This window comes from Rhodococcus sp. OK611 (genome assembly GCF_003050885.1).
GTDB classification, from domain to species: Bacteria; Actinomycetota; Actinomycetes; order Mycobacteriales; family Mycobacteriaceae; genus Rhodococcus_G; species Rhodococcus_G oryzae.
Genome location: NZ_QAOZ01000013.1, coordinates 74941 through 96753, shown reverse-complemented (window position 1 = coordinate 96753; position 21813 = coordinate 74941). Strand labels below are relative to the sequence as shown.

Sequence of the window (21813 nt, the reverse complement as noted above, 5' to 3'; positions counted from 1 at the left end):
TTGTGCGTCGAGGCTCGGATAGTGTCCCGGGTGCGATGCGCGCCGGGGGGCGCGCGAACGGGGGGAATCCAATGAGCGTCGTCAACTGTCTACGGGCACTGCGGTTCGCACCGCCGTGGGCGGTCGGGGCCATGTGCGCCTTCATCACCTGCGCTCTCGCTGTGGCGCTTCTCGGCACCCTCGGCCTCGATGTCGGGATCGGCACGGTCGTGCTCGGCCTGGCGTTCGGGCTGGGCGCCGGGGTCGCCATCGCATTCAGCACCGTCCATCGCCGACGCCGCTATCGCGATACCGCGACGATGCGGACCTTTTTCGCGGCGATCGACACCGGCCGCCTCCCCGAGCACCTCGACCAGGAGCAGTGGGGATCGATGATCGGAAGCGAGATCACCGAGCGTACCCGCGCGCAATCCTCGTCATGGGCGTTCCTGATCCTGGCCGCGGGCCTCGTCGTCAACGCCGCCGTCAACGAACCCCGCTGGTTCTACGTCGCGACCGCGGTCTTCCTGCTGGGCCAGTTCGCGTGGATTCGGGTGTCCACCCCGCGAATCCTCGCCTCACTGACCTCACTCGCCGCGCAGGGACGGGCGCGCGGATACCCCGCGATCACCCAGTTCCGCTGAACGGGCTCAGTTCTCGGCGGCGAGCTGCCCGCAGGCCGCGGCGATCTCCTGGCCGCGGGTGTCACGGACGGTGCAGGACACGCCCTGCGCGACGACCCGGCGCACGAACTCACGCTCGACGTCCTTGGGGCTCGCGTCCCACTTGCTGCCCGGTGTCGGGTTCAACGGGATCAGGTTCACGTGCACCCGCGAGCCCAGCGCCTTGTGCAGCTTCTTGCCGAGCATGTCGGCGCGCCACGGCTGGTCGTTGATGTCGCGGATCAGCGCATACTCGATCGACACCCGGCGACCGGTCTGATCGGCGTAGTACTTGGCGGCGTCGAGCACCTCGGCGACAGTCCAGCGGTTGTTGACCGGGACCAGGGTGTCGCGCAGCTCGTCGTCCGGGGTGTGCAGCGACACCGCGAGCGTCACCGACAGCCCCTCGTCGGCGAGCTTGCGGATGGCGGGCGCCAGCCCGACCGTCGACACGGTCACCGAGCGCTGCGACAGCCCGAGGCCGTCCGGCGCGGGCGAGGTGATCCGCCGGACCGCGGCGACCACCCGCTTGTAGTTCGCGAGCGGCTCCCCCATACCCATGAAGACCACATTCGAGAGCCGGCCCTCGCCACCCGCGACGTCGCCGTCCCGCATCGCCGCGGCCGCCGAGCGGACCTGATCCACGATCTCGGCGGTGGAGAGGTTCCTGGTCAGTCCGGCCTGGCCGGTCGCGCAGAACGGGCACGCCATCCCGCAGCCGGCCTGGCTGGAGATGCACAGCGTCGCGCGGTCCGGGTAGCGCATGAGCACGCTCTCGAGCAGCGTGCCGTCGTTCGCCTTCCACAGCGTCTTGCGGGTGGTGCCGTCGTCGCATGCGACGTGCTTGACCGCGGTGAGCAGCGTCGGGAATAGCGCCTCACTCACCTTCTCGCGCACCGACGCGGGCAGGTCCGTCATCTTCTCGGGATCGGCCTCGAGCCGGCCGTAGTACTGACGGGCCAGCTGATCCGCCCGGAATCCGGGCAGGCCCAGCTCCTGAACGGCCGCCTTCCTGCCCTCGGAGTCGAGGTCGGCGAGGTGCGTCGGCGGCATGCCGCGACGCGGAGCGTTGAACACGAGCGGGACTGAAACGGCCATAGTGTGCTCCAGTGTCCCATCCGGCACCCGCGACATGCGAATTCTCGTCGCGATGCGCGTGCAATCACACATCCGGTGCGAAATGATCGGGGCATGGCGCACAGCGACGGACCCAACCCGGACGACCTGAGCGACGACCCGCGTGGTGCGACCCAGCCGGCGCCCGCCGCCGAGCCGCCGGTGGACCCCGCCCAGGCCGCACTCGATCGGCACACCAGCCTCGGGCATACCAAGGCAGCCGCCACCTGGACCGGCCTGGTCATCGGCGTCCTGGTCCTGATCTTGCTGCTGGTGTTCATCCTGCAGAACCTCGACAAGGTCGGGCTCAAGCTGTTCTTCTGGGAGTTCTCGCTGCCGCTCGGCGTGAGCCTGTTGCTGGCCGCGATCGCGGGCGCGCTGATCATGGCCCTCGCGGGCGGCGTCCGCATCGTGCAGATCCGCCGGTTGGCGAAGAAGGCCAGTTCCACCACCCACTGACCCGCCTGTGCGACGGCGCACATTACTTACGCAAACTGGCTCGGCACCCCCGGCGAGAGGACGATGAAAGACGTCGTCCCGATCATCGGAGGAGTTGCTGTGACCATTCACGCGGAGCGTCGAGGGGTTGCCGCCCCACCCGATCTCGCCCGGTCCTGGCTGCTGGTGCCCGCCACCAAGCCCGAGGCTTTCACACCACCCGCCGAATCCGGGGTGGACGCGGTGATCCTCGACCTCGAGGACGCGGTGTCCCCGCCCGCCAAGCCCGCGGCCCGCGCCCGGGTGGTCGAGTGGCTCAGCCGCGGCGGCAGCGCCTGGGTCCGCATCAACGACGCCACCACGCCCTACTGGGCCGACGACCTCGCGGCCCTCGCGGCGGCTCCCGGCCTGGCCGGGGTGATGCTCGCCAAGACCGAGAGCGGCAACCAGGTCGACGCGACCGCGGACCGGCTGCCCGAGGGCACCCGCATCCTCGCGTTGATCGAATCGGCGATGGGCCTGGAGGCCGCGCCCGAGATCGCCAGGGCGGACGGGGTGTTCCGGCTCGCGTTCGGCAGCGGCGACTTCCGCCGCGACACCGGCATGAGCGACGACCCGATGGCGATGGCGTACCCGCGGTCCCGCCTCGTCGTCGCCAGCCGCGCGGCCCGGCTCACCGGACCGATCGACGGCCCGACCATCAGCACGAACGAGACCGTCCTGCAACGCGATTCGGCGCTGACCGCGTCCATGGGGCTGACCGGCAAGCTCTGCATGCACCCCGATCAGGCCCTCGCGGTCAATCGGGCGCTGAGCCCGAGCCAGGACGATGTCGTCTGGGCACGAGATGTGATCGCCGAACTCGGCGAGGACGGCGAACGCGTGCGTGACGGCAGCGACCTGCCGCGCCTGGCCAAGGCGAAGAAGGTCGCGGACCTCGCCAGGTCGTTCGGCCTGGACTAGGCCCCGGCTCCGCGATTCGCCGAACACGGCCCAGGTCCCGATCGCGGGACCTGGGCCTTTTCGGTGAATCCGCGCGGGCTCGAGTGGTGTCGCCGCGACAACCCGTGGTGTCGTCGCGGCCGCAGGCACCGTCGTCATGCCCAAAACTCCCCAAGAACGCCCCATTGCGTCGCATCTCCAAAATCTTCTTCGCGAGCATAAGATCGCCTTGACCTGCATATTTATCAATTTCGCATCACAGTGACACCACTGTGATGCCAGAAGTGACACCCCACCCCTTGTGCCGACACCCGAGTGGTGTCATAGTGGTGTCATGAACCTGACAAGATACGTCGACGAGCTACAGCACCAGCTCGCCACCGCAGCCGCCGCAGGCGGCGACGAGGCACGTGAGCTCGCCGACCGCCTGACCGCCCCGCTCGACGCCGCCGTCCGACTCGTGCTGCTCGAGGCGCTCTCGACAGCGGCGAACGAGATCACGGCCGAGCTCGCCCCCGGGTCCGTCGACGTGCGCCTCCAGGGCCGTGACCCGGAGTTCGTCGTCACTCCCCCGCCGGCCTCGGCATTCGACAACGCAGAGCCCGCGACGGCGGAGCCCGCGCTGCCCACGCCCCTCGACCCCGACGACGTCAGCACGTCCCGCACCACGCTCCGCCTCCCCGACCAGCTCAAGGCCCAGGTCGAGGCGGCGGCGGCCCGTGAGGGCGTATCCCTCAACACCTGGCTCGTGCGCGCGGTCGCGGCCGCTGTTCAGCCCGCCGCACCGTCCCGCGCCACAGCACGCACCTCCAGCACCGCCGGTCGGCTGACCGGCTGGGTGCGCTGATCTAACACCCCGAACCCCAGACCCGCGCCCCGCCAACAGGGGCCGACACCACACCCCGAGGACACACCATGCCTATTTTCGCGACCCCAGAATCGATCACCGTCGCCGTCGACATCGCCGCAGGCGCCGTCAACCTCGTCGCCAGCGATCGCGCCGACACCGTGGTCACCGTCCGCCCCAACGACCCGAACAAGTCCGGCGATGTCAAGGCCGCCGAGGAGACCCGCATCGACTTCCACGACGGCACCCTCACCGTGCAGACGAACACCAGGTGGAAATACCTCACCAAGTCCGCCGTCGACATCACGATCGAGCTCCCGACCGGTTCCGCCCTGCAGGGCGGCGCGCTCGGCCCCCTGTTCGCCCAGGGTCGGCTCGGCGCCTGCTCGTTCACGAGCCGCGCGGGCGACGTCCGGATCGACGAGGCCGGCAGGCTCGACCTCCGCGCGACGGCGGGCTCCGTCGTCGTGGGACGCGCCCTCGGCTCCAGCGAGATCGTCGTCACCGCAGGCGGCGTGCGCATCCGCGAGCTCGACGGAGACGCCAGCATCAAGAACCCGAACGGCCCCACCGAGATCGGCCAGTCCACCGGGATCCTGCGGGTGAACGGTGCCCACGGGCCCATCACGATCGAGCGGTCGCTCGGTGACACCACTGCCCGGTCCGCGCACGGAAACATCCGCGTCGAGCAGGCCATCAGCGGCCGGGTCCAGCTCGAGAGCTCGACCGGCGCGATCGAGGTCGGGGTGCCCGAGGGCACGGCCGCCTGGCTCGACGCCACCGCGCAGCACGGCAAGGTCCGCAACCTCCTGCACGACGCCACGGGCCCCGACGAAAACGACAGGACCGTCGAGGCACGAATCAGCAGCACCTACGGCGACATCGTCGTCCGACGTCCGCACGCCTGAACCGAGCCCCAACAACCCACCATCGAAGGAGAACCCATGACCACCACCGTCCGCGGTCCCGCGATCGAGGTCGCCGGTCTGCGCAAGTCGTACCGGTCGAAGGCAGGCGAGCAGCTCGTGCTCGACGGCGTCGACCTGATCGTCCCTGCCGGCACCGTGACCGCCCTGCTCGGCCCCAACGGGGCAGGCAAGACCACCGCCGTCGGCGTGATGTCCACCTTGCTCGCCGCCGACTCGGGCACGGTCCGCGTCGCGGGCCACGACGTGGCGAGTGAGCCCGAGGCGGTGCGCGCGTCCATCGGCGTGACCGGCCAGATCACCGCCGTCGACGAGCTGCTCAACGCCACCGAGAACCTGCGGCTCATGGCCGACCTCAACCACCTCGGCCGCACCGAGGGACGCCGCCGGATCACCGACCTGCTCGAGCGCTTCGACCTCGCCGTCGCCGCGCGCAAGCCCGTGGCGACCTTCTCCGGCGGCATGAAACGCAAGCTCGACCTCGCGATGACGCTCGTCGGCGCACCGTCCGTGGTGTTCCTCGACGAGCCGACGACGGGCCTCGACCCGCGCAGCCGTCGAGTCCTGTGGGACGAGGTGCGGACGCTCGTCGCCGCGGGCACCACGATCCTGCTCACCACGCAGTACCTCGAGGAGGCCGACAAGCTCGCCGACTCGGTCGCCGTTCTGAACGAAGGCCGCATCGTCGCCGAGGGGACGCCCGCCGAACTCAAGGCCGCGCACGACACCGGCTCGCTCGACGACGTGTTCCTCGCCCTCACCGAGCCCCCCACCGAGACCGAGAACGACCCCGCCACCACCGAGGAGAACGTCCGATGACCACCATCGCCACCACCGCTCCCGCCACCCTGCGCTCGCGCCCGGCGACGGATGTCCTCACCATGCTGCGGCGCAACCTCCTTCGCGCGGTGCGCTACCCGGGGCTCACCATGTTCCTCGTCGCCGGCCCGCTGGTGATGCTCGTGCTGTTCGTGTACATCTTCGGCGGCGCCCTCGGCGCAGGCGTCATGCCAGGGGTCGCCCCCGGTGCCGACGGGCGAGCGGCGTACCTGGACTACATCACGCCCACCCTGTTCATCCTCACCATCGTCGGCGCGGGACAGTCCGTGGCCATCAGCGCCGCCATGGACGCCGCGAGCGGGATCATGGCGCGGTTCAAGACCATGGCGATCTCGCCGGGGTCCGTGCTCTCCGGGCAGGTGCTCGGCACGGTGCTCCAGTCGCTGGCAGCGCTCGTCCTCGTGCTCGGCGCCGCACTCGCGATGGGCTACCGTCCCGACGCCGACGTGCTCGACTGGGCCGCGCTCCTGGGTCTGTTCGTGCTGCTGGGCCTCGCCCTCAGCTGGCTGTGCGTCGCCATGGGGCTGAACGCTCGCAGCGTGGAGACGGCCAGCAATACCCCGATGATCCTGCTGCTGCTGCCCTTCCTCGGTAGCGGGTTCGTGCCGGTCGAGACCATGCCGACGGCGGTGCGCTGGTTTGCGGAGTACCAGCCGTTCACGCCGATCATCGAGACCGTGCGCGGGCTGCTCGCCGGCGGCGCGGGGCTCGAGGGAGCGGTGGTTGCGCAGGCCGTCGGCTGGACCGTGGCGATCGGCGTCGCCGGATACGCATGGGCGCGCTCGCTCTACCGCCGCGAGCGTCGCCTCTGAACCATCCACGAGCTGTCAGGGTCACACCGGGGAATCTCCCGGAGTGGCCCTCACAGCTCGTTGGTGGAGGGGATCGGTTGGGTCGCGAACCGGTCAGCGCGCGGCATCGATCTCCTCGCGGCGCAGGGCGATGATGCGGGTGAGCACCTGCGGCGGCAGCGGCCGGTCCGCGGTGAACCTGATCGTGCCCTTCGAGAGCGAGTAGCCGCCCAGCTCGGGCGCGACCGCCTCGACGACCGCCGCGCTGAACGGGAACACCGACAGGTGCGTGGCCGCGGCGCGCACGGCGAGCAGCGGCCTGTCCCGGTAGCGCAACGCCGGCATGCCGTAGCTCACGCCCTCGGTCGCGTCGGGGGCCAGTTCCAGCGCGCGCACCCGGATGCCGTCGAGCAACGACCGCTCGGGTTCGTCGAGCGTCGCCAGATAATCGGTCAGCTCAGCCATCGGGCCATCATGCCCCCGCCCGGCGGTCTCGGGCAGGCGGATCGACTCAATACAGCAATCCGGCGGGCGCGCGCCTGGTGTGGATCCGGTAGCCGACCTCGAGCGACAGTCCCGGGGTCTGCGCATAGGCGCGCTGCGCGATCTTTCCGCTGAACTCGATCCCGAGCACGGCGCGCAGGGACTCCCTGCTGTCGAACTCCCACCGGGTCCGCACCCGCGAGAGCTCGAATCCCTGTGCGGCGAAGAAGGACTCGACTCCGGCCGGGTCGTAGTGCGGCAGGTCCGTGCGCATCCACTCGCCGTACGGGCCGACGGTGGCGTCCAGGTCGACCACCGCGAGCACTCCCCCTGGCCGCAGGACCCGCATGGATTCGGTGATGCCCGGCCCGCAGCCCGCGCCGAAGAAGTACGCGGTCCGCGCGTGCACGATGTCCACGGAGTTCTCGGGCAGCGGGATCCGCTCGGCGGAGCCCGCCAGCACCGTGACGGTGTCGAGTCCCGCCGTGCGCCTGCGCGCCCGGTCGACCAGCGGTGGGTGCGGCTCGACGCCGATCACCGACCGGGCCCCCGCCGCGAACACCGGTAGGTGGAAACCGGTGCCGCAGCCGAGGTCCAGCACGTCGCGCCCGGCCCAGTCCGCGACCCGCCGCAACTCCGCGAAGACGGCGCCGTCGGCGTCCTGGGCGCGGTTCTCCACCTCGTAGACGTCCGGCCAGTGCCAGATGTTGGGGCTCGGGATCGGTGCCGTCACGACTGCGCTCGCACGGTCACAGCAGCGCGGTGAACACCAGCCAGGTGACGAACGCGGACGGCAGCAGCGAGTCCAGCCGGTCCATGATCCCGCCGTGCCCTGGCAGCAGCGTGCCCATGTCCTTGATGCCGAGCTCGCGCTTGACCTGCGACTCGATCAGGTCGCCGGTGGTGGCCACCAGGACCAGCACGACGCCGAGCACCACACCGACCACCGCGTCGGCATCGAGGATGAGGGTGACGGTGAGGACCGAGCCGATCACACAGAAGAGCAGGGAACCGGCGAAGCCCTCCCAGGACTTCTTCGGGCTGATCGCGGGCACCATCGGGTGCTTGCCGAACAGCACACCCGCCGCGTAGCCGCCGACGTCGGAGCACACCACCCCGATGATCAGGCAGAAGATCCGTCCCGGACCGTCCTCCTGACGCACCATCAGCGTCGCGAACGAGGCAAGCAGCGGGATCCACGCGGCGACGAAGACCGCGACACCGGTGTCGCGGAGGAAGTTCTGCGGGGTGGCCTTCAGCCCGCCCTGCAGCAGTCGCCACACCATGCACACGAGCACTGTGCCTGCGAACCCACCGAGTACGCCGGTGGTGCCGTACGGCCAGCCCAGCCAGATCGTGGCCTGCCCACCGAGCAGCAGCGGGACGAACGGGACCGCGATCCCGCCCTCGCGCAGCCGCTTGGTGACCTCCCACGTCGCGACGGCCATGGCGGCCGCCACGATGGCGAAGAACAGGTTCGGGACGTAGAGCAGCGCGACGACGAGCATCGCCCCGAGTCCAACGCCGACCCCGATCGCCGCGGGCAGGTCGCGTCCTGCCTTGGCGTTCACGGCCGCGGCGGCGCCCTGGGGCGCCGAGCCTTCGGTTGACACTAAACCTCCAGCAATTCAGCTTCCTTGTGCTTCACAAGTTCGTCGATGTGCGCCACATACTTGGCGGTGGTCTTGTCGAGTTCCTTCTCGGCGCGCCCGACCTCGTCCTCGCCCGCGTCGCCGTCCTTCTGGATGCGCGAGAGCTCGTCCATCGCCTTGCGGCGGACGTTGCGGATGGAGACCTTGGCGTCCTCGCCCTTGCCCTTCGCCTGCTTGACGAATTCGCGGCGGCGTTCCTCGGTCAGCTGCGGCACCGAGATGCGGATGATGCTGCCGTCGTTGCTGGGGTTGAGCCCCAGGTCCGAGTTGCGGATCGCGGTCTCGATCGGACCGAGCTGCGCGGCCTCGTAGGGCTTGATGATGACCATCCGCGCCTCGGGCACGTTGATGCTCGCCAGCTGGGTGATCGGCGTGATCGACCCGTAGTACTCGATCACGATCCGGTTGAACATGCCCGGGTTCGCCCGGCCGGTGCGGATTCCGCCGAGGTCCTCCTTGGCCACCGCGACGGCCTTTTCCATCTTCTCCTCGGCGTCGAAGAGAGCTTCATCAATCACGGTGTTCCTCCAGGCTCGGCGGGTGCGGTGGGATGGTTCATGACTTGACGAGTGTTCCGATCTTCTCACCGGCCACCGCGCGCGCGATGTTCCCCTCGGTGAGCAGGTTGAACACCAACATCGGCATCTGGTTGTCCATGCACAGGCTGAACGCGGTGGCGTCGGCCACCTTCAGTCCCTGCTCAATGACCTCGCGGTGGGTGATGTCGGTGTACATGGTCGCGTCCGGGTCCTCCCGCGGATCCGCGGTGTAGACGCCGTCGACGGCCTTGGCCATCAGCACGACCTCGGCCCCGATCTCGAGGGCGCGCTGCGCGGCCGTCGTGTCGGTGGAGAAGTACGGCATGCCCATGCCGGCGCCGAAGATGACGACGCGGCCCTTCTCGAGGTGCCTGCGCGCCCGCAACGGAAGGTACGGCTCGGCGACCTGGCCCATGGTGATGGCGGTCTGCACGCGGGTGGCGACGCCCTGCTTCTCGAGGAAGTCCTGCAGCGCAAGGCAGTTCATCACGGTGCCAAGCATGCCCATGTAGTCGGACCGGGACCGGTCCATGCCGCGCTGCTGCAGTTCGGCGCCGCGGAAGAAGTTGCCGCCGCCGATGACGACCGCGACCTGCACGCCGGAGTTGACGACGTCGGCGATCTGCTCCGCCACGGTCTGCACCACGTCGGGGTCAAGGCCGACCTCGCCACCACCGAACATCTCGCCACCGAGCTTGAGGAGGACGCGCTTGAAGCCGTCCCGTCGGGGTGCGGAATCGGTCGGTGCGGGTTCGGTCATGGCTCTCCTCGATCGTCGGTGCCGCGCTGGGCGGTGTGTGGCCAGCATGAATGGGCCACCCGGTGTTCTGGCCACAGATGACCACTCCATCCTGCCTTATCCGCCCCCGCGAACGGCGCCCGGGGCCGACGACGCGCGCGGCACACACAGAAAGGCCCCGCACCCGGAAACCGGGGCGGGGCCTTTCGGTGGAGCTGGTGCCGTCTAGCTGGCGCCGACCTCGAACCGCGCGAAGCGGGTGATGGTCACGCCAGCCTCGTCGAGAAGCGCCTTGACGGTCTTCTTCGAGTCGGTGACGGAGGACTGCTCGGTGAGCACGACGTCCTTGAAGAAGCCGTTGACACGGCCCTCGACGATCTTGGGGAGCGCAGCCTCGGGCTTGCCCTCCTCCTTGGCGGTCTCCTCGGCGACGCGGCGCTCGGCCTCGACGATCTCCGCGGGGACCTCGTCACGGGTGACGTACTTCGCCTTGAGCGCGGCGACCTGCATGGCGGCGGCGCGAGCGGCCTCCGCAGCGGCGTCGCCCTCGCCCTGGTACTCGACCAGGACGCCGACGGCGGGCGGCAGGTCGGCACTGCGCTTGTGCAGGTAGGTCGCGACCGGGCCGTCGAACGCGACGACGCGACGCAGCTCGAGCTTCTCGCCGATCTTCGCGGACAGCGCCGCGACGAGCTCGTCAGCGGTCTGGTCGCCCGCGGAGGCGGCCTTGAGGGCGTCGAGGTCGGCAGGCTTGGCGGCGGCGGCCGCGGTGACGACCTTGTCCGCGAGCTCCTGGAACTCGGCGTTCTTGGCGACGAAGTCGGTCTCGCAGTTGAGCTCGACCATGACGCCGTCCTTGGCGACGACCAGGCCCTCGGCCGTGGTGCGCTCGGCGCGCTTGCCCACGTCCTTGGCGCCCTTGATGCGGAGCAGCTCGACGGCCTTGTCGAAGTCGCCGTCCGTCTCGGCAAGCGCGTTCTTGCAATCCATCATTCCGGAGCCGGTGAGCTCGCGGAGCCGCTTCACGTCAGCGGCGGTGTAGTTCGCCATTGGGGGCGAGCCTCCTTGAGTGAGATTCGATGCCTGGGGTGGAGCATGAAGTGAAGCGGCCCTGACCTTGGAAGGTCAGGGCCGAGTCACTAGGCCTGCGGGGCCTCGGCTGCGGGAGCCTCGGTCGCCTCGGCTGCGGGAGCCTCGGCTGCGGGAGCCTCAGCTGCGGGAGCCTCGGCTGCTGCCTCCGCCTCGGCGGCGGGGGCGGCCTGCGAGAGCAGCTCCTGCTCCCACTCGGCGAGCGGCTCGGCGCCGGCCTCGGGCTTCGCGTCGTCCGCGGAACCGCGGCCCGCGCGGGCCTGCAGGCCCTCGGCCACCGCGGAGGCGACGACCTTGGTCAGCAGAGCGGCGGAGCGGATCGCGTCGTCGTTACCCGGGATCGGGTAATCGACCAGGTCGGGATCGCAGTTGGTGTCCAGGATCGCGATGACCGGGATGTTCAGCTTGCGAGCCTCGGAGACCGCGAGGTGCTCCTTGTTGGTGTCGACGACCCAGATGGCCGACGGGACCTTGGCCATGTCCCGGATACCACCGAGGGTGCGGTCGAGCTTGGTCATCTCACGCGTGAGCATGAGGATTTCCTTCTTGGTGCGACCCTCGAAGCCACCGGTCTGCTCCATCGCCTCGAGATCCTTGAGGCGCAGCAGACGCTTGTGGACGGTGGTGAAGTTGGTCAGCATGCCGCCGAGCCAGCGCTGGTTCACGTAGGGCATGCCCACGCGGGTCGCCTCTTCGGCGATGGACTCCTGCGCCTGCTTCTTGGTGCCGACGAAGAGGACGGTGCCGCCGTGGGCAACGGTCTCCTTGACGAACTCGTACGCCTTGTCGATGTACGTGAGGGTCTGCTGCAGGTCGATGATGTAGATGCCGTTGCGGTCCGTGAGGATGAAACGCTTCATCTTCGGGTTCCAGCGACGGGTCTGGTGCCCGAAGTGGGTACCACTGTCGAGCATCTGCTTCATGGTTACGACAGCCATGGCTGTGTACCTCTTTCATAGCCGGTTGACGCAGGCGATCGGTGATCCCTGCCCTGGCGCCCGCCAGCCCCCGGACCTGCACGAGTGCAGGACCAGCCGGAGGCCGTTGTTCATGCGCGGGCGCGCGAAGTCGGACTGTGCGTGCACAGACCGCATGGACAGTGTACGGGCTGACACCAGCAGGTCATAACCGGCGCTGTGGACAGCCGATCTGTCCACAGATCGCCCGACGCGGCCCCTGCGGCGACCCGGCGTGGCCCAGGGTGGAGCGATGCGGATCCTGACCGTTCTCGGATTGTGCGCGATCGTCCTGCTCGGCGGTCCGTCACCGAGCACGGCCGCGCCCGACGGCTACTCCTGGCCGCTGCGTCCGCGCCCGGCGCTCGCGCGGGCCTTCGACCCACCCGAACACGACTGGCTGCCCGGGCACCGCGGCGTCGACCTGGTCGGCAGCCCCGGCCAGGCGGTGCTCGCGGCGGGCGAGGGAGTGGTGGCGTTCGCGGGCGTGGTGGCGGGCAAGCCGGTGGTCTCGATCGATCACCCGGGCGGGCTGCGGACCACCTACGAGCCGGTCCGCGCGGCGGTCGCCGTCGGCGGGCGGGTGGGGCGCGGGACGCCGCTCGGCATCCTGGAGCCCGGACATCCCGGGTGCGGGACGTGCCTGCACTGGGGGCTGCGGCGGGGCCGCGAGTACCTCGACCCGCTCGGCCTTGTGCGATCGGCGCCGGTCCGGCTCAAGCCGCTGGGCGCGGAGGGCAGGCGGAACTAGCTCCACTCGGCGACGGCATGCCTGCCCGAGGAGGCCGGGAAGTCGTCGGCGACCATCGCCGCGAGCTCGACGAAGGCCCGGCGGGTGGCGGGCCGGAGCAGGTTCAGGTCGATCTCGGCGCCCTCGGCGAGGTGCTCGTCGAAGGGCACCACCTGGACGGCCCGGCACCGGGCGAGGAAGTGCCTGCTCAGCTCGTCGAGATCGATCGTGGACGCGCCCGGCCGGGCAGAACTGATCACCACGACCGTCCGTTCGACCAGGTGCCCGTAGCCGTGGTGCTGCAGCCAGTCCAGGGTGGCCGCGGCGCTGCGGGCCCCGTCGATCGCGGGCGAGCTCACCAGCACCAGCGAATTGGCAAGCTGCAGAACGCCGTTCATCGCCGAGTGCATGATTCCGGTGCCGCAGTCGGTGAGGATGATGTTGTAGTACACCTGCAGGATGTCGATGACCGACCGGTAGTCGTTCTCGCTGAACGCCTCCGACATGGCCGGGTCCTGCTCGCTGGCCAGCACCTCCAGCCGGCTCTCGGCCTGCGAGGTGTGCCTGCGCACATCGGAGTAGCGGCGCAGGTTCGGCGCGTCGGCGAGCAGATCGCGCACCGTCGAGGCGGTCTGCAGCGGGACCCGGGTCGCCAGGGTGCCCATGTCCGGGTTCGCGTCCACCGCGATCACCTGGTCCCCACGCAGCGAGGCGAAGGTCGAACCGAGCCCGACCGTGGTGGTGGTCTTGCCGACTCCGCCCTTGAGCGAGAGGAAGGCGATCCGGTAGTCGCCCCGGATCGGCTGGTTGATCCGCTCGACCAGCGCCTGCTGTCGCAGTTCCTCGCCGGACTGACCGGGGTTGATGACCCCGCCGGAGATGCGGTGCACGGCCGCGCGCCAGCCTGCGTCGGGGGCACGTCGCGGCCGCTTGAGCAGCGCCCCGGCGACCAGGTCCCGGTTGGTGGGCTGGTGCGGCGGCGCCGGTGGGCGGATCGGCTCGGTCCAGGTCGGCTCGACCGGGGCGGGTTCGGGCTGCGCCCAGCCGGGTTCGACGGCGTGGTTGGGCCCGGTCCACGTTTCCTGAGGGCCGGCGGGCATCGCGGATACTGCGGGTGCGGCTGCCGACCACGCGGGCACCGCGGTGGGCGGCGCACTCCGATCCGTCCAGGCCGGCTCCTCCGCGGGCGCGGCGGCTCCCTGCAGCCAGGCCGGCGTCGAATGATCGCGGTTCACAATTCCCCCGAATGTGTGGCAGATCTGCGGGTTCGACCCGCAGCAGTCTGGGCGAGGCTACCAAGTGGAGCCTGGACATCGCCCCCTACCGGGGAGAAGCATCGGTGACAGGCAACCACAGGAGGCAGGCCATGTCCGGATTGGTTCGCAAGAGTTTCGATTCACCCGAGGAGACCCGCCCGTTCGAGGACGGCAAGGGCAAGATCGATCTGGTCGACCTTGCAGGCGGAGCGGTCGGGCGCGGGGTTTTCGAACCCGGCTGGAAGTGGTCCGACCACGTCAAGCCGATCGCCAAGACCGACAGCTGCCAGGCGGCGCACGTGGGCTACTGCGTCTCCGGACGCATGGTCGTGGTCATGGATGACGGCGAACGGCAGGAGTTCGGTCCCGGCGACGTGATGATCGCCCCGCCCGGTCACGACGCGTGGGTGGTCGGCGACGAGGCCTGCATCCTGGTGGACTGGCAGGGCTTCGCCGACTACGCGAAGCAGTAACCGCCGTCAGGCCCGTGGGTGCGCCTGATCGTGCACCGCGCGCAGCCGCGCCACCGACACGTGGGTGTAGAGCTGCGTGGTGGCCAGGCTGCTGTGCCCGAGCAACTCCTGCACCACCCGCAGGTCGGCGCCACCCTCGAGCAGGTGGGTCGCCGCCGAGTGCCGCAGCCCGTGCGGGCCGAGACTCGGCGCGCCGGGCACCGCCTCGAGGACCTCGTGCACGACGCTCCTGGCCTGCCGCTGATCGATCCGGCCACCGCGACGGCCGAGCAGCAGCGCCCGGCCGGAGCGCTCGTTCACCAGCGCGGGGCGTCCCGAGGTCAGCCAGGCGTCGACGGCGGCGGCCGCCGGTCCCCCGAATGGCACCGAGCGCTGCTTGTTGCCCTTGCCCAGCACCAGGAGCACCCGGCGTTCGAGGTCGACGTCGTCGAGGTCGAGGCCGCACAGCTCCCCGACCCGGATTCCGCTGGCGTACAGCAACTCCACGATCAGCCGGTCCCGCACCGCGATCGGTTCGAGCTGCGCGGCACCGGATTCCGCGGCCTGCATGGCCTCCGCCGCCTGGCCCTGGCGCAACACGGCAGGCAGGGTGCGGTGCGCCTTGGGTGCGACGAGGCGGACGCCGGGATCGCGCGGGATCCGGCGGGTGCGGGTCAGCCAGGCGGTGAAGGTGCGGGCGGCCGCTGTTCGGCGGGCCAGGGTGGTGCGCGCCACCCCCGCCGACGCCTGCGCGGACAGCCAGGACCGCAACGCCCGCAGGTCGATGTCGTCGAGGCCCGCGTCCGGCGAGGCGGCCGCGAGGTGCGCGAGCAGCGACCGGGCGTCGGCCAGATACGCCCGGACCGTGTGCTCGGACCGGCCGCGCTCGAGCGACAGGTACTCGCCGTAGGCATCGAGGTGCGACGCCAACCGCGTTGGCACCTCGCCCGGTTCCTGCCGCTTCGCATGCGAACTCATGTTCGCACCGTGTCCCCCGGACGGGAATAAATCAAGCACCCGCGCCGCTGGGTCCCTCATGTGAGCCGAACCATTCCGATCCCGATGCTGTTGATCCTCGCCCTGCTGTCCGCGATCGCGCCGCTCGCGACGGACATGTACCTGCCGGGCCTGCCCGCGCTCGGCGAGGACCTCGGCACCTCGGCCTCGACGGTCCAGCTCACCCTCACCACCTTCATGGCGGGCCTCGGCATCGGCCAGCTGATCATCGGCCCGCTCTCCGACGGATGGGGGCGGCGCAAGCTGCTCATCGGCGGCACCATCGTCTGTGCGATCAGCGGCGTGGCCTGTGCGCTCGCACCGTCGGCGGAGGTGCTCATCGGCGCCCGACTGCTGCAGGGCCTCAGCGGCGGCGCGGGAATCGTGTTGGCGCGCGCGGTGATCGCCGACCGGGCCAAGGGCGACAACGCCGCGAAGCTGTTCAGCATCATGATGATCATCGGCGGCGTCGCCCCCGTGCTGGCCCCGCTGATGGGTGGCGCGTTGCTCGGACCGATCGGCTGGCGCGGCATCTTCTGGGTGCTCGCCGCGGCCTCCGTGGTGATGCTCGTCGGCGTGCTGACGCTGGTTCCCGAGACGCTGCCCGTCGAACGACGGCACGGCGGCGGTCTCTCGGCTCTCGCGCACAACATGCGGTACGTGACCGGCAACCCCCGCTACGTCGGGTACGCGCTGACGTTCATGTTCGGATTCGGCGCGCTGTTCTCCTACATCTCCGCCTCGCCCTTCGTGGTGCAGGACGTGCTCGGCCTGACCCCCGGTCAGTTCTCGATCGTGTTCGGCGTCAACTCGATCGGCATCGTCGCGGGCAGCATCGTCAACACGAGGCTGATCGGGCGGTTCCACGCCCGCCAGCTGCTGAGGTTCGGGGTGTCGATGCTGCTCACCGCAGGCACCCTGCTGCTGCTCGAGGTGACCGTCGGCGCCGCCGCGACCGCGGTCGTGCTGCCCCTGCTGTTTCTGGTGACCACCAGCCTCGGATTCATCATGGGCAACGCCACCGCGCTCGGGCAGTCCGAGGTGACGGCCGCCGCGGGCACCGGGTCCGCGCTGATGGGCGCGGGCCAGTTCGGCCTGGCGGCGCTGATCTCGCCGCTGGTCGGCGGGTCCGCGCTGGGGATGTCGATCGGCATCGTGGTCTGCGCGGTCGCGGCGATGACGGCGCTGCTCACCCTTGGCAGGCCGGCAAAGCCGGCGGACACCGGTGCCGACGTCGCGGCGGCCCGGGTCTAGACCGACGGCGTGACGCGCCCGGCGTCGACTACACCGTCTGGGACCCGGTGTCCGCGATGATGATCCGGTGAGCAACCGCAACGGGACGGGCAGCAGGTTCCTGGCACTGGTCGCCGCGCTGGCCGTGTTCGGGCTGGCCGCGGGGGTGCTCGGCGCGATCGGTTGGCGCCACGCGACCCCGTACGCCGACTACTCGCCCACGGAGCCGAACGGCCGCCTGGGCGTGCGGACGATCTACTACGGGTTCATGTACTTCCCCGGCCCGCCGTGGCTCCCGGCGCTGCTGATCTTCCCGGCCGTCGGCGCGACGATGCTGGCCGCCGTCGGTGCGCTGGTGGGGTTGTCCGGCTGGCGGTTGGTCCGCCGCGGGGGCGGCGGCCGAGGGCCGTTGTTCGCGGTCTTCGTGATCTGCGGCCTGGTCTACGGCGCGATCGTCGCGCTCGTCGGCGGCATCCATCCGCCCCAACTGGGCCAGCCCTTCGCGCTGGACCGAACACCGACCGGCGATCCCACCACCGCATCACTGCCGTGGCACATCGACCTCGGGCCGACCTGGCTCAGCTTCCCCGCCATCGGCCTCGCGCTGGGCCTGATCATCGCGATAGCGCTCAGCGGCACCGGGATTCGTCTGGTTCGCCGCGACGCGTCGGTCCCCGTCGGCTAGCGCGGGCGTTCGGGGTTATCGGTGGCCGCGAGCTCCGATTTCCACACCCGGAACCCCTCCTCGGTGCGGCCGCGTCGCCAGTAGCCGGAGATCGACGCCCATTCGGCGGCGACCCCGCGCTCCTTGCGGATGTAGGCGCGCAGACCGTGCATCACGGCATGCGCCTCGCCGTGGATGAACACGTGTGGCTGACCGGGCAACCACGGCACGGCCTTGACCGCCTCGATCAGCGGCGCGTTGTCGCCCGCCCGGTCGTCGCCCACCTCGTCGGCGGCGCCGCCGCGGTGCACCCAGGTGACCTGCACTGGCGCGGGCGATGGCAGGGGCACCTCGTCGTCCGGGCCCGCGACCTCGAGCACCACCCGCGCCACCGCGTCCGCGGGCAGCGCCGCGACCGCCGCCGCGACCGCGGGGATGGCCGATTCGTCGCCTGCGAGCAGGTGCCAGTCGGCGTCCGCGCGCGGCGCATAGGCCCCGCCGGGCCCGTACAGTCGCACGCTCTCCCCCGGCTGGGCGGACGCCGCCCACGGTGCGGCCACTCCCTCGTCGCCGTGCACGACGAAATCGATGGCGACCTCGCGGTTTTCGTCGTCCACGGAGCTGACGGTGTAGGTGCGCAGCACCTGATCGTCATCTGGCCCGAAGATCAGCTTGACGTAGGCGTCGGTGAAGTCGTTGGGGACGAACTCCTCGAAGCCGGGGTCGCCGAGGTAGACGCGCACCAGGTGCGGGGTCAGCCGCTGAGTGCGCGAGACCGTGAGGGTGGTGATTCGCCTGGCCATTCCGACACCTCTCGATAGTTAGTGTTACCTAACACAGTACCGGCTGACTCGAGGTGGATGGCGTGATTCCCCTCTCTCTCGGCCACGGCCTGAGATACTGCTGCCTGGCCGATTCGCCGTGTGCGTTCGACCGTCCACGCCGGGGCGAGGTGAACCAACCCCGCCGCCAACGACTTCCGCGTCTTTTCTCGAGGGGCAATGACACACATCCGCCGCATCCGTTCGCTCGCCGTCCTCCTGCCGCTGACCGCCGTCCTGCTCGGCGGGTGCTCGGCGGCCTCCTCCGAGCCCGGAACGGCGGAGGCGGCGGCATGCGTCGACGCGACGTTCCCCAACGCCACCGCCGAGGAGCTCGTCGACGTGCTCCGGCCGAGGGGCGACGGGACCACAGACTCCGTCGAGCAGAACCTGGTGGACCAGTTCGCCGCCTCGCGCCCGGCCCAGGTCGAGCGCGTCGGACAGAGCACGGTCTTCCGGAACGTGCCCGAGGGCGGCGACGCCGGGTACGCAAGCGCCGTCTGCGCGGACAGCCGCTGGGACGACATCACCGCGGGCGCGATCACGCTGAGCCCGCGCGCCGAACGCGCCGCCATCGTGTCCGCGGGCCACGGCTACTGCGAGGCCTACGAGCAGATGCTGCCCGCCGCTGTGTCGACCGGCTCCTGGGACGACTGGGCGGGATACACGGCGGCCCTCATCGGTGCCCGGCAGTCCGCCCTGGACGCCGCGAAGGCCGCGGGTCGCGACTCCTCGGCCGAGCAGCAGGCGCTGGAGGAGGAGACCAGGGCCTACGACGCGGCGCGGCAGCACATCTGCCCGCAGTTCGGCTGACGCCCGGCTACGCCTCGCAGACGACGTCTTCGCTCGGCAGTGTGCCTTCCCTGAGGTAGTCGTTCACCGCGTCGCGCGCGCAATCGTTGGGGTAGTCCGGGAACACGGCATGCGTGCGTCCCGGCACAGTGACCAGCCTCGACCCTCGCATTGCCCGGTGCATGCCAAGGCCCTCCTCGTAAGTGGTCCTGGTGTCCCCGAGCGACTGCACCTGCAGCGCGGGGGTGTCATTGCCGATCTCGACCTGCTCGATCGGTTCCCCACGCCAGAACGCACACGGCGTAATGGAATTGTGCACGGATCCGAAGATGGGCTGGTCGGCGCGAGCGCGTTCGATGTTCTGCCAGTACCACTCCGGGTCCGTCGGCATCGCGCGGTCGCCGCAGAGGATGGCCAGGGTCGACGCGTAGTCGGGTCCCGTGCCTGACTCCGGGCGGAACATCGCTTGCAGCAGGCCCGCGAGTTTCGGCATCGGCGTCACCTGCTTGCCTGCCGCGAACTGACGGAGCTGCACCAGGGCGTCCGCGAAGGCGGCGTTGTCCGTGTCGCTGGTGGCATAGAAGTACAGCACGAACGGCAGCGTGTGGTCGTCGAGCGTGAACTGCCCCACCGTGATCGGGGTCGCCGCCGCGTCGGCGATCAGTTGCTCGATGCCCGCCCGCACCTGCGCCGGGGCGGCCCCAAGGCCGTAGTCGTCGTCGCGCTGCGCCGCCCAGCCGGCGAAGCCGTCGATGGCCTTCTCGTTGGCCGGGCCCATGTCCCGGAACATCTCGATGCCGTACTTGGCCGGATCGGCCGCGCTGTCGAGCACCAGGCGATCGATCCTCTCCGGAAACATCTGGCTGTACGTCGCGCCCAGCACGGTGCCGTAGGACCAGCCGTAGTACGAAGCGGTCTCCTCCCCCAGTGCCTCGCGAATTACGTCGAGGTCCCTGGCGATGTTGGCGGTGTTGATGTGCGGCAACACATCCGGATACTTCTCCCAACACAGGTCGGCGGCCTTCGAGGCCCGTTGCACGTTCTCGTCGAACCCCGATCGCCCGGCGCCGGTCGAGCGGAACCAGGTCATGTCCGTCAACCCACAGTCGAGCGGGGTACTGGCGCCTAGCCCGCGGGTGTCCATCCCGATGATGTCGTAAGCGGCGGACACGTCGGGGGTCATCCCTTCGCGCAGGTTGGCAGGCATACCAAGGCCGCGGCCGCCCGGTCCACCGGGGTTGGTCAGGAGGATGCCGCGCCTGCTGTCGGGGTCGGTGGACGCCATCCGGGAGATCGCGAGTTCGATGGTCGCGCCCTGCGGATCCCGGTAGTCGAGCGGGACGTCGACAGTGGCGCACTCGCTGCCGGTCGCCGCGAGTTGCTCGTCGGCGCAGGCCGCCCACGAGACGGGCTGCCGGTAGTAGCGGTCGAGGTCGGCGGCCGACGCGCTCGATAGCGGGCCTGTGGCCTCCGGATCCGCCTGGGGCTGAGCGCATCCGGCGAGCATGGCGCCCACCGCTGCCGCCGCGGCCGTGATGACTGTCAGTTTTCGCATGCGCGTGTACCTCCTGAATTCGGGCATGACAGATGGACCCGCAAGTGACGCGGGCATGAATGGGTGAATCGGTGGTGTGCGGCGCTAGGCGCCGTCGGCGAGCCGGGCGGCCACCGCCCGGACGAACCTCGCGTAACCGGATGAGGCGTTGTTGAAGCGGTGCTCATCCATCAGGGCGGCCATCCGCTCGTCGTCCCTGATGTACGGGACCTCACTGGGACGCATCTGGTCGGGCAGCACCTCCGCCATGAAGGCGCAGTAGTCCGTTGCGAGCGCTTCGATCTCGGCGGCGCCGGCGTCGTCCCCTAGCCGCGAAACCCGGCCGATAAGATCGACGCCGCGCGCCCGATGGGGTTGTGCGAGCACCCGCCGGTGGATACTGAGCAGCCGCTCGCTCACGTCGGGACTCCCGGCCGAGACTGCGAGCACGAGCAGCAGGAACTCCTTCTCCTGCGCGACCCATTCCGGCGACACCCCCGCGGCGAGGTACTCCGACATCACCTTCGCGAACTCGTCGGGCAGCTCCGGATCGAGGCTTCCTCGCAGGTCCGCGATGGTGCGGCGGCGGAGCGCGATGAGCCGGGACTGCTCGGCCAGTTCATCGTCCAGCGCGTCGAGCGCCTGGTGGATGCCGCCGGTCTCGCCATCGAGCAGATCGCCGATCTGGGCGATGGACAGTCCGAGGTCGCGAAGCCTGCGGATGCGGCTGAGCTGGACCAGGTCCTGCGCGCCGTAGCGGCGGTACCCGTTCGCCTCCCGCGGGGGCTCCACGAGCAGGCCACGGGCGTGGTAGTGCCGCACGGTCTTCACAGTGGTGCCCGCCAGTGATGCGAGTTCGCCGACCGTGAGCATCACCGATCACCGCGCCTTCGGGCGTCGCTCGGGGTCTCGGTGCTCGTCATGCCGACCATTCTGCAAGCCTGCCCCAGGGGCAGGGTCAAGTCACAGCGTCATCCCCGCCTGAACCATCGTCTCGTCCGATCCCACCAGCTCCAGCACCGACAGCGCGCCCCACACCGACTCGATCGGCACACCCGCCCCCCAACCGCTCGTGCAACTGGATAACCTCAGCTCAGGCGGTGTCGTCTGACTGAACGACAGCAGTTTCAGGGGACTGCCGACCCGTACCGTTCGGTCTGTCAAACTCTCCGAGCAATCACTGAGCTTGACCCTCAAGAGACGGACTTGGAATGCTCCCTCCCGCTGGCTGGCACTCGGACCCATACGATCCAAGCGCAAGTGAGCGCTACTGGGACGGCGAGAGATGGACCGACCAGGCGCGTCCGCGTGTGGCCGGTAATGGGGCCAAGAAGAA

At 70.0% G+C, this 21813-nt stretch carries 25 protein-coding genes and 1 pseudogene; 13 read left to right on the top strand and 13 right to left on the bottom strand.

The features are described from left to right. The first annotated feature begins 71 nt into the window (after positions 1–71). Positions 72–623, top strand: a complete 552-nt coding sequence (locus C8K38_RS17535) for a hypothetical protein (RefSeq protein WP_097212704.1) — start codon at positions 72–74, stop codon at positions 621–623. Positions 624–629: 6 nt separating this feature from the next. On the opposite strand, the gene rlmN is transcribed toward C8K38_RS17535, so the two are convergent. After that, entirely contained in the window at positions 630–1739 is a 1110-nt protein-coding gene (rlmN, locus tag C8K38_RS17530; RefSeq protein ID WP_097212703.1) for a 23S rRNA (adenine(2503)-C(2))-methyltransferase RlmN, read from the bottom strand. Between the two features lie 93 nt (positions 1740–1832). On the opposite strand from rlmN, the gene C8K38_RS17525 reads away from it, so the two are divergent. The 6 genes from C8K38_RS17525 to C8K38_RS17500 all read left to right on the top strand — a co-directional run bounded on the left by C8K38_RS17525 (position 1833) and on the right by C8K38_RS17500 (position 6562). Beyond that, the gene (locus C8K38_RS17525) at positions 1833–2216 is read left to right on the top strand and encodes a lipopolysaccharide assembly protein LapA domain-containing protein (protein WP_097212702.1); all 384 of its coding nucleotides are present in this window, start codon (positions 1833–1835) and stop codon (positions 2214–2216) included. Positions 2217–2321: 105 nt separating this feature from the next. Beyond that, a complete protein-coding gene (locus C8K38_RS17520; protein ID WP_373560269.1) occupies positions 2322–3158 on the top strand; it encodes an HpcH/HpaI aldolase/citrate lyase family protein in 837 nt (278 codons plus the stop codon). 313 nt (positions 3159–3471) lie between these two features. Further along, entirely contained in the window at positions 3472–3984 is a 513-nt protein-coding gene (locus tag C8K38_RS17515) for a YlcI/YnfO family protein (protein ID WP_097212700.1), read from the top strand. Positions 3985–4052: 68 nt separating this feature from the next. After that, positions 4053–4892: a DUF4097 family beta strand repeat-containing protein gene (locus tag C8K38_RS17510; RefSeq protein ID WP_097212699.1), complete on the top strand. Its 840-nt coding sequence runs from the start codon at positions 4053–4055 to the stop codon at positions 4890–4892. Positions 4893–4928: 36 nt separating this feature from the next. Further along, positions 4929–5729, top strand: coding sequence for an ABC transporter ATP-binding protein (locus C8K38_RS17505; protein WP_097212698.1), 801 nt, complete (start codon positions 4929–4931; stop codon positions 5727–5729). Beyond that, the gene (locus tag C8K38_RS17500) at positions 5726–6562 is read left to right on the top strand and encodes an ABC transporter permease (protein WP_097212697.1); all 837 of its coding nucleotides are present in this window, start codon (positions 5726–5728) and stop codon (positions 6560–6562) included. Before C8K38_RS17505 ends, C8K38_RS17500 begins: the two co-directional genes overlap by 4 nt. Before the next feature lie 93 nt (positions 6563–6655). On the opposite strand, the gene C8K38_RS17495 is transcribed toward C8K38_RS17500, so the two are convergent. The 7 genes from C8K38_RS17495 to rpsB all read right to left on the bottom strand — a co-directional run bounded on the left by C8K38_RS17495 (position 6656) and on the right by rpsB (position 11981). Further along, entirely contained in the window at positions 6656–7006 is a 351-nt protein-coding gene (locus tag C8K38_RS17495) for an iron chaperone (RefSeq protein ID WP_097212696.1), read from the bottom strand. 46 nt (positions 7007–7052) lie between these two features. Beyond that, positions 7053–7757, bottom strand: a complete 705-nt coding sequence (locus C8K38_RS17490; RefSeq protein WP_097212695.1) for a class I SAM-dependent methyltransferase — start codon at positions 7755–7757, stop codon at positions 7053–7055. A 16-nt stretch (positions 7758–7773) separates the two neighbouring features. Continuing rightward, entirely contained in the window at positions 7774–8637 is an 864-nt protein-coding gene (locus C8K38_RS17485) for a phosphatidate cytidylyltransferase (RefSeq protein ID WP_257017551.1), read from the bottom strand. Beyond that, positions 8637–9194: a ribosome recycling factor gene (frr, locus tag C8K38_RS17480; protein ID WP_097212693.1), complete on the bottom strand. Its 558-nt coding sequence runs from the start codon at positions 9192–9194 to the stop codon at positions 8637–8639. Before frr ends, C8K38_RS17485 begins: the two co-directional genes overlap by 1 nt. Positions 9195–9231: 37 nt before the next feature. After that, positions 9232–9975, bottom strand: a complete 744-nt coding sequence (gene pyrH / locus C8K38_RS17475) for a UMP kinase (protein ID WP_077041244.1) — start codon at positions 9973–9975, stop codon at positions 9232–9234. A 204-nt stretch (positions 9976–10179) separates the two neighbouring features. Beyond that, the gene (tsf, locus tag C8K38_RS17470) at positions 10180–11004 is read right to left on the bottom strand and encodes a translation elongation factor Ts (RefSeq protein ID WP_077041243.1); all 825 of its coding nucleotides are present in this window, start codon (positions 11002–11004) and stop codon (positions 10180–10182) included. An 89-nt stretch (positions 11005–11093) separates the two neighbouring features. Then, positions 11094–11981, bottom strand: a complete 888-nt coding sequence (gene rpsB, locus C8K38_RS17465; protein ID WP_097212692.1) for a 30S ribosomal protein S2 — start codon at positions 11979–11981, stop codon at positions 11094–11096. A 271-nt stretch (positions 11982–12252) separates the two neighbouring features. On the opposite strand from rpsB, the gene C8K38_RS17455 reads away from it, so the two are divergent. Beyond that, a complete protein-coding gene (locus C8K38_RS17455) occupies positions 12253–12750 on the top strand; it encodes a M23 family metallopeptidase (protein WP_097212690.1) in 498 nt (165 codons plus the stop codon). Here the strand turns inward: C8K38_RS17455 and C8K38_RS17450 are convergent. Next, positions 12747–13829 (bottom strand): MinD/ParA family ATP-binding protein, encoded by a 1083-nt coding sequence (locus C8K38_RS17450; RefSeq protein ID WP_097212798.1) that lies wholly within the window; start codon positions 13827–13829, stop codon positions 12747–12749. The two genes, C8K38_RS17455 and C8K38_RS17450, sit on opposite strands and share 4 nt — an antisense overlap. 266 nt (positions 13830–14095) lie before the next feature. Here C8K38_RS17450 and C8K38_RS17445 point away from each other — a divergent pair, with 266 nt between their 5' ends. After that, positions 14096–14458 carry a cupin domain-containing protein gene (locus C8K38_RS17445; protein WP_097212689.1) on the top strand — a complete coding sequence of 121 codons (363 nt, stop codon included), beginning with the start codon at positions 14096–14098 and terminating at the stop codon, positions 14456–14458. Between the two features lie 6 nt (positions 14459–14464). On the opposite strand, the gene C8K38_RS17440 is transcribed toward C8K38_RS17445, so the two are convergent. After that, on the bottom strand, positions 14465–15415 hold the full coding sequence (locus tag C8K38_RS17440) for a tyrosine recombinase XerC (protein ID WP_097212688.1): 951 nt from the start codon (positions 15413–15415) through the stop codon (positions 14465–14467). Positions 15416–15499: 84 nt separating this feature from the next. On the opposite strand from C8K38_RS17440, the gene C8K38_RS17435 reads away from it, so the two are divergent. Together C8K38_RS17435 and C8K38_RS17430 are read left to right on the top strand one after the other, a co-directional pair. Continuing rightward, a complete protein-coding gene (locus C8K38_RS17435; RefSeq protein WP_097212687.1) occupies positions 15500–16687 on the top strand; it encodes a multidrug effflux MFS transporter in 1188 nt (395 codons plus the stop codon). Positions 16688–16754: 67 nt separating this feature from the next. Beyond that, the gene (locus C8K38_RS17430; RefSeq protein WP_097212686.1) at positions 16755–17351 is read left to right on the top strand and encodes a hypothetical protein; all 597 of its coding nucleotides are present in this window, start codon (positions 16755–16757) and stop codon (positions 17349–17351) included. Here the strand turns inward: C8K38_RS17430 and C8K38_RS17425 are convergent. Then, on the bottom strand, positions 17348–18133 hold the full coding sequence (locus C8K38_RS17425; RefSeq protein ID WP_097212685.1) for a siderophore-interacting protein: 786 nt from the start codon (positions 18131–18133) through the stop codon (positions 17348–17350). The genes C8K38_RS17430 and C8K38_RS17425 overlap by 4 nt on opposite strands. A gap of 198 nt (positions 18134–18331) precedes the next feature. Here C8K38_RS17425 and C8K38_RS17420 point away from each other — a divergent pair, with 198 nt between their 5' ends. Beyond that, positions 18332–18964, top strand: coding sequence for a hypothetical protein (locus C8K38_RS17420; protein ID WP_097212684.1), 633 nt, complete (start codon positions 18332–18334; stop codon positions 18962–18964). Between the two features lie 7 nt (positions 18965–18971). Here C8K38_RS17420 and C8K38_RS17415 read toward each other — a convergent pair whose 3' ends face one another. Both C8K38_RS17415 and C8K38_RS17410 read right to left on the bottom strand, forming a co-directional pair. Then, positions 18972–20498, bottom strand: a complete 1527-nt coding sequence (locus C8K38_RS17415) for an alpha/beta hydrolase (RefSeq protein WP_097212683.1) — start codon at positions 20496–20498, stop codon at positions 18972–18974. An 84-nt stretch (positions 20499–20582) separates the two neighbouring features. Then, positions 20583–21350, bottom strand: a complete 768-nt coding sequence (locus C8K38_RS17410; protein ID WP_097212682.1) for a MerR family transcriptional regulator — start codon at positions 21348–21350, stop codon at positions 20583–20585. A 338-nt stretch (positions 21351–21688) separates the two neighbouring features. Here C8K38_RS17410 and C8K38_RS28105 point away from each other — a divergent pair. After that, positions 21689–21784: pseudogene (locus C8K38_RS28105) on the top strand (DUF2510 domain-containing protein); the annotation flags it as partial. Positions 21785–21813 lie beyond the last annotated feature (29 nt).

Bases quoted from the DNA above. Each gene is read 5' to 3' on its own strand.
- C8K38_RS17535 (WP_097212704.1), top strand. From the start codon at position 72: ATGAGCGTCGTCAACTGTCTACGGGCACTGCGGTTCGCACCGCCGTGG.
- rlmN (WP_097212703.1), bottom strand. From the start codon at position 1,739: ATGGCCGTTTCAGTCCCGCTCGTGTTCAACGCTCCGCGTCGCGGCATG.
- C8K38_RS17525 (WP_097212702.1), top strand. From the start codon at position 1,833: ATGGCGCACAGCGACGGACCCAACCCGGACGACCTGAGCGACGACCCG.
- C8K38_RS17515 (WP_097212700.1), top strand. From the start codon at position 3,472: ATGAACCTGACAAGATACGTCGACGAGCTACAGCACCAGCTCGCCACC.
- C8K38_RS17510 (WP_097212699.1), top strand. From the start codon at position 4,053: ATGCCTATTTTCGCGACCCCAGAATCGATCACCGTCGCCGTCGACATC.
- C8K38_RS17505 (WP_097212698.1), top strand. From the start codon at position 4,929: ATGACCACCACCGTCCGCGGTCCCGCGATCGAGGTCGCCGGTCTGCGC.
- C8K38_RS17500 (WP_097212697.1), top strand. From the start codon at position 5,726: ATGACCACCATCGCCACCACCGCTCCCGCCACCCTGCGCTCGCGCCCG.
- C8K38_RS17495 (WP_097212696.1), bottom strand. From the start codon at position 7,006: ATGGCTGAGCTGACCGATTATCTGGCGACGCTCGACGAACCCGAGCGG.
- pyrH (WP_077041244.1), bottom strand. From the start codon at position 9,975: ATGACCGAACCCGCACCGACCGATTCCGCACCCCGACGGGACGGCTTC.
- tsf (WP_077041243.1), bottom strand. From the start codon at position 11,004: ATGGCGAACTACACCGCCGCTGACGTGAAGCGGCTCCGCGAGCTCACC.
- rpsB (WP_097212692.1), bottom strand. From the start codon at position 11,981: ATGGCTGTCGTAACCATGAAGCAGATGCTCGACAGTGGTACCCACTTC.
- C8K38_RS17455 (WP_097212690.1), top strand. From the start codon at position 12,253: ATGCGGATCCTGACCGTTCTCGGATTGTGCGCGATCGTCCTGCTCGGC.
- C8K38_RS17450 (WP_097212798.1), bottom strand. From the start codon at position 13,829: ATGCCCGCCGGCCCTCAGGAAACGTGGACCGGGCCCAACCACGCCGTC.
- C8K38_RS17445 (WP_097212689.1), top strand. From the start codon at position 14,096: ATGTCCGGATTGGTTCGCAAGAGTTTCGATTCACCCGAGGAGACCCGC.
- C8K38_RS17440 (WP_097212688.1), bottom strand. From the start codon at position 15,415: ATGAGTTCGCATGCGAAGCGGCAGGAACCGGGCGAGGTGCCAACGCGG.
- C8K38_RS17435 (WP_097212687.1), top strand. From the start codon at position 15,500: ATGCTGTTGATCCTCGCCCTGCTGTCCGCGATCGCGCCGCTCGCGACG.
- C8K38_RS17425 (WP_097212685.1), bottom strand. From the start codon at position 18,133: ATGGCCAGGCGAATCACCACCCTCACGGTCTCGCGCACTCAGCGGCTG.
- C8K38_RS17420 (WP_097212684.1), top strand. From the start codon at position 18,332: ATGACACACATCCGCCGCATCCGTTCGCTCGCCGTCCTCCTGCCGCTG.
- C8K38_RS17415 (WP_097212683.1), bottom strand. From the start codon at position 20,498: ATGCGAAAACTGACAGTCATCACGGCCGCGGCGGCAGCGGTGGGCGCC.
- C8K38_RS17410 (WP_097212682.1), bottom strand. From the start codon at position 21,350: ATGCTCACGGTCGGCGAACTCGCATCACTGGCGGGCACCACTGTGAAG.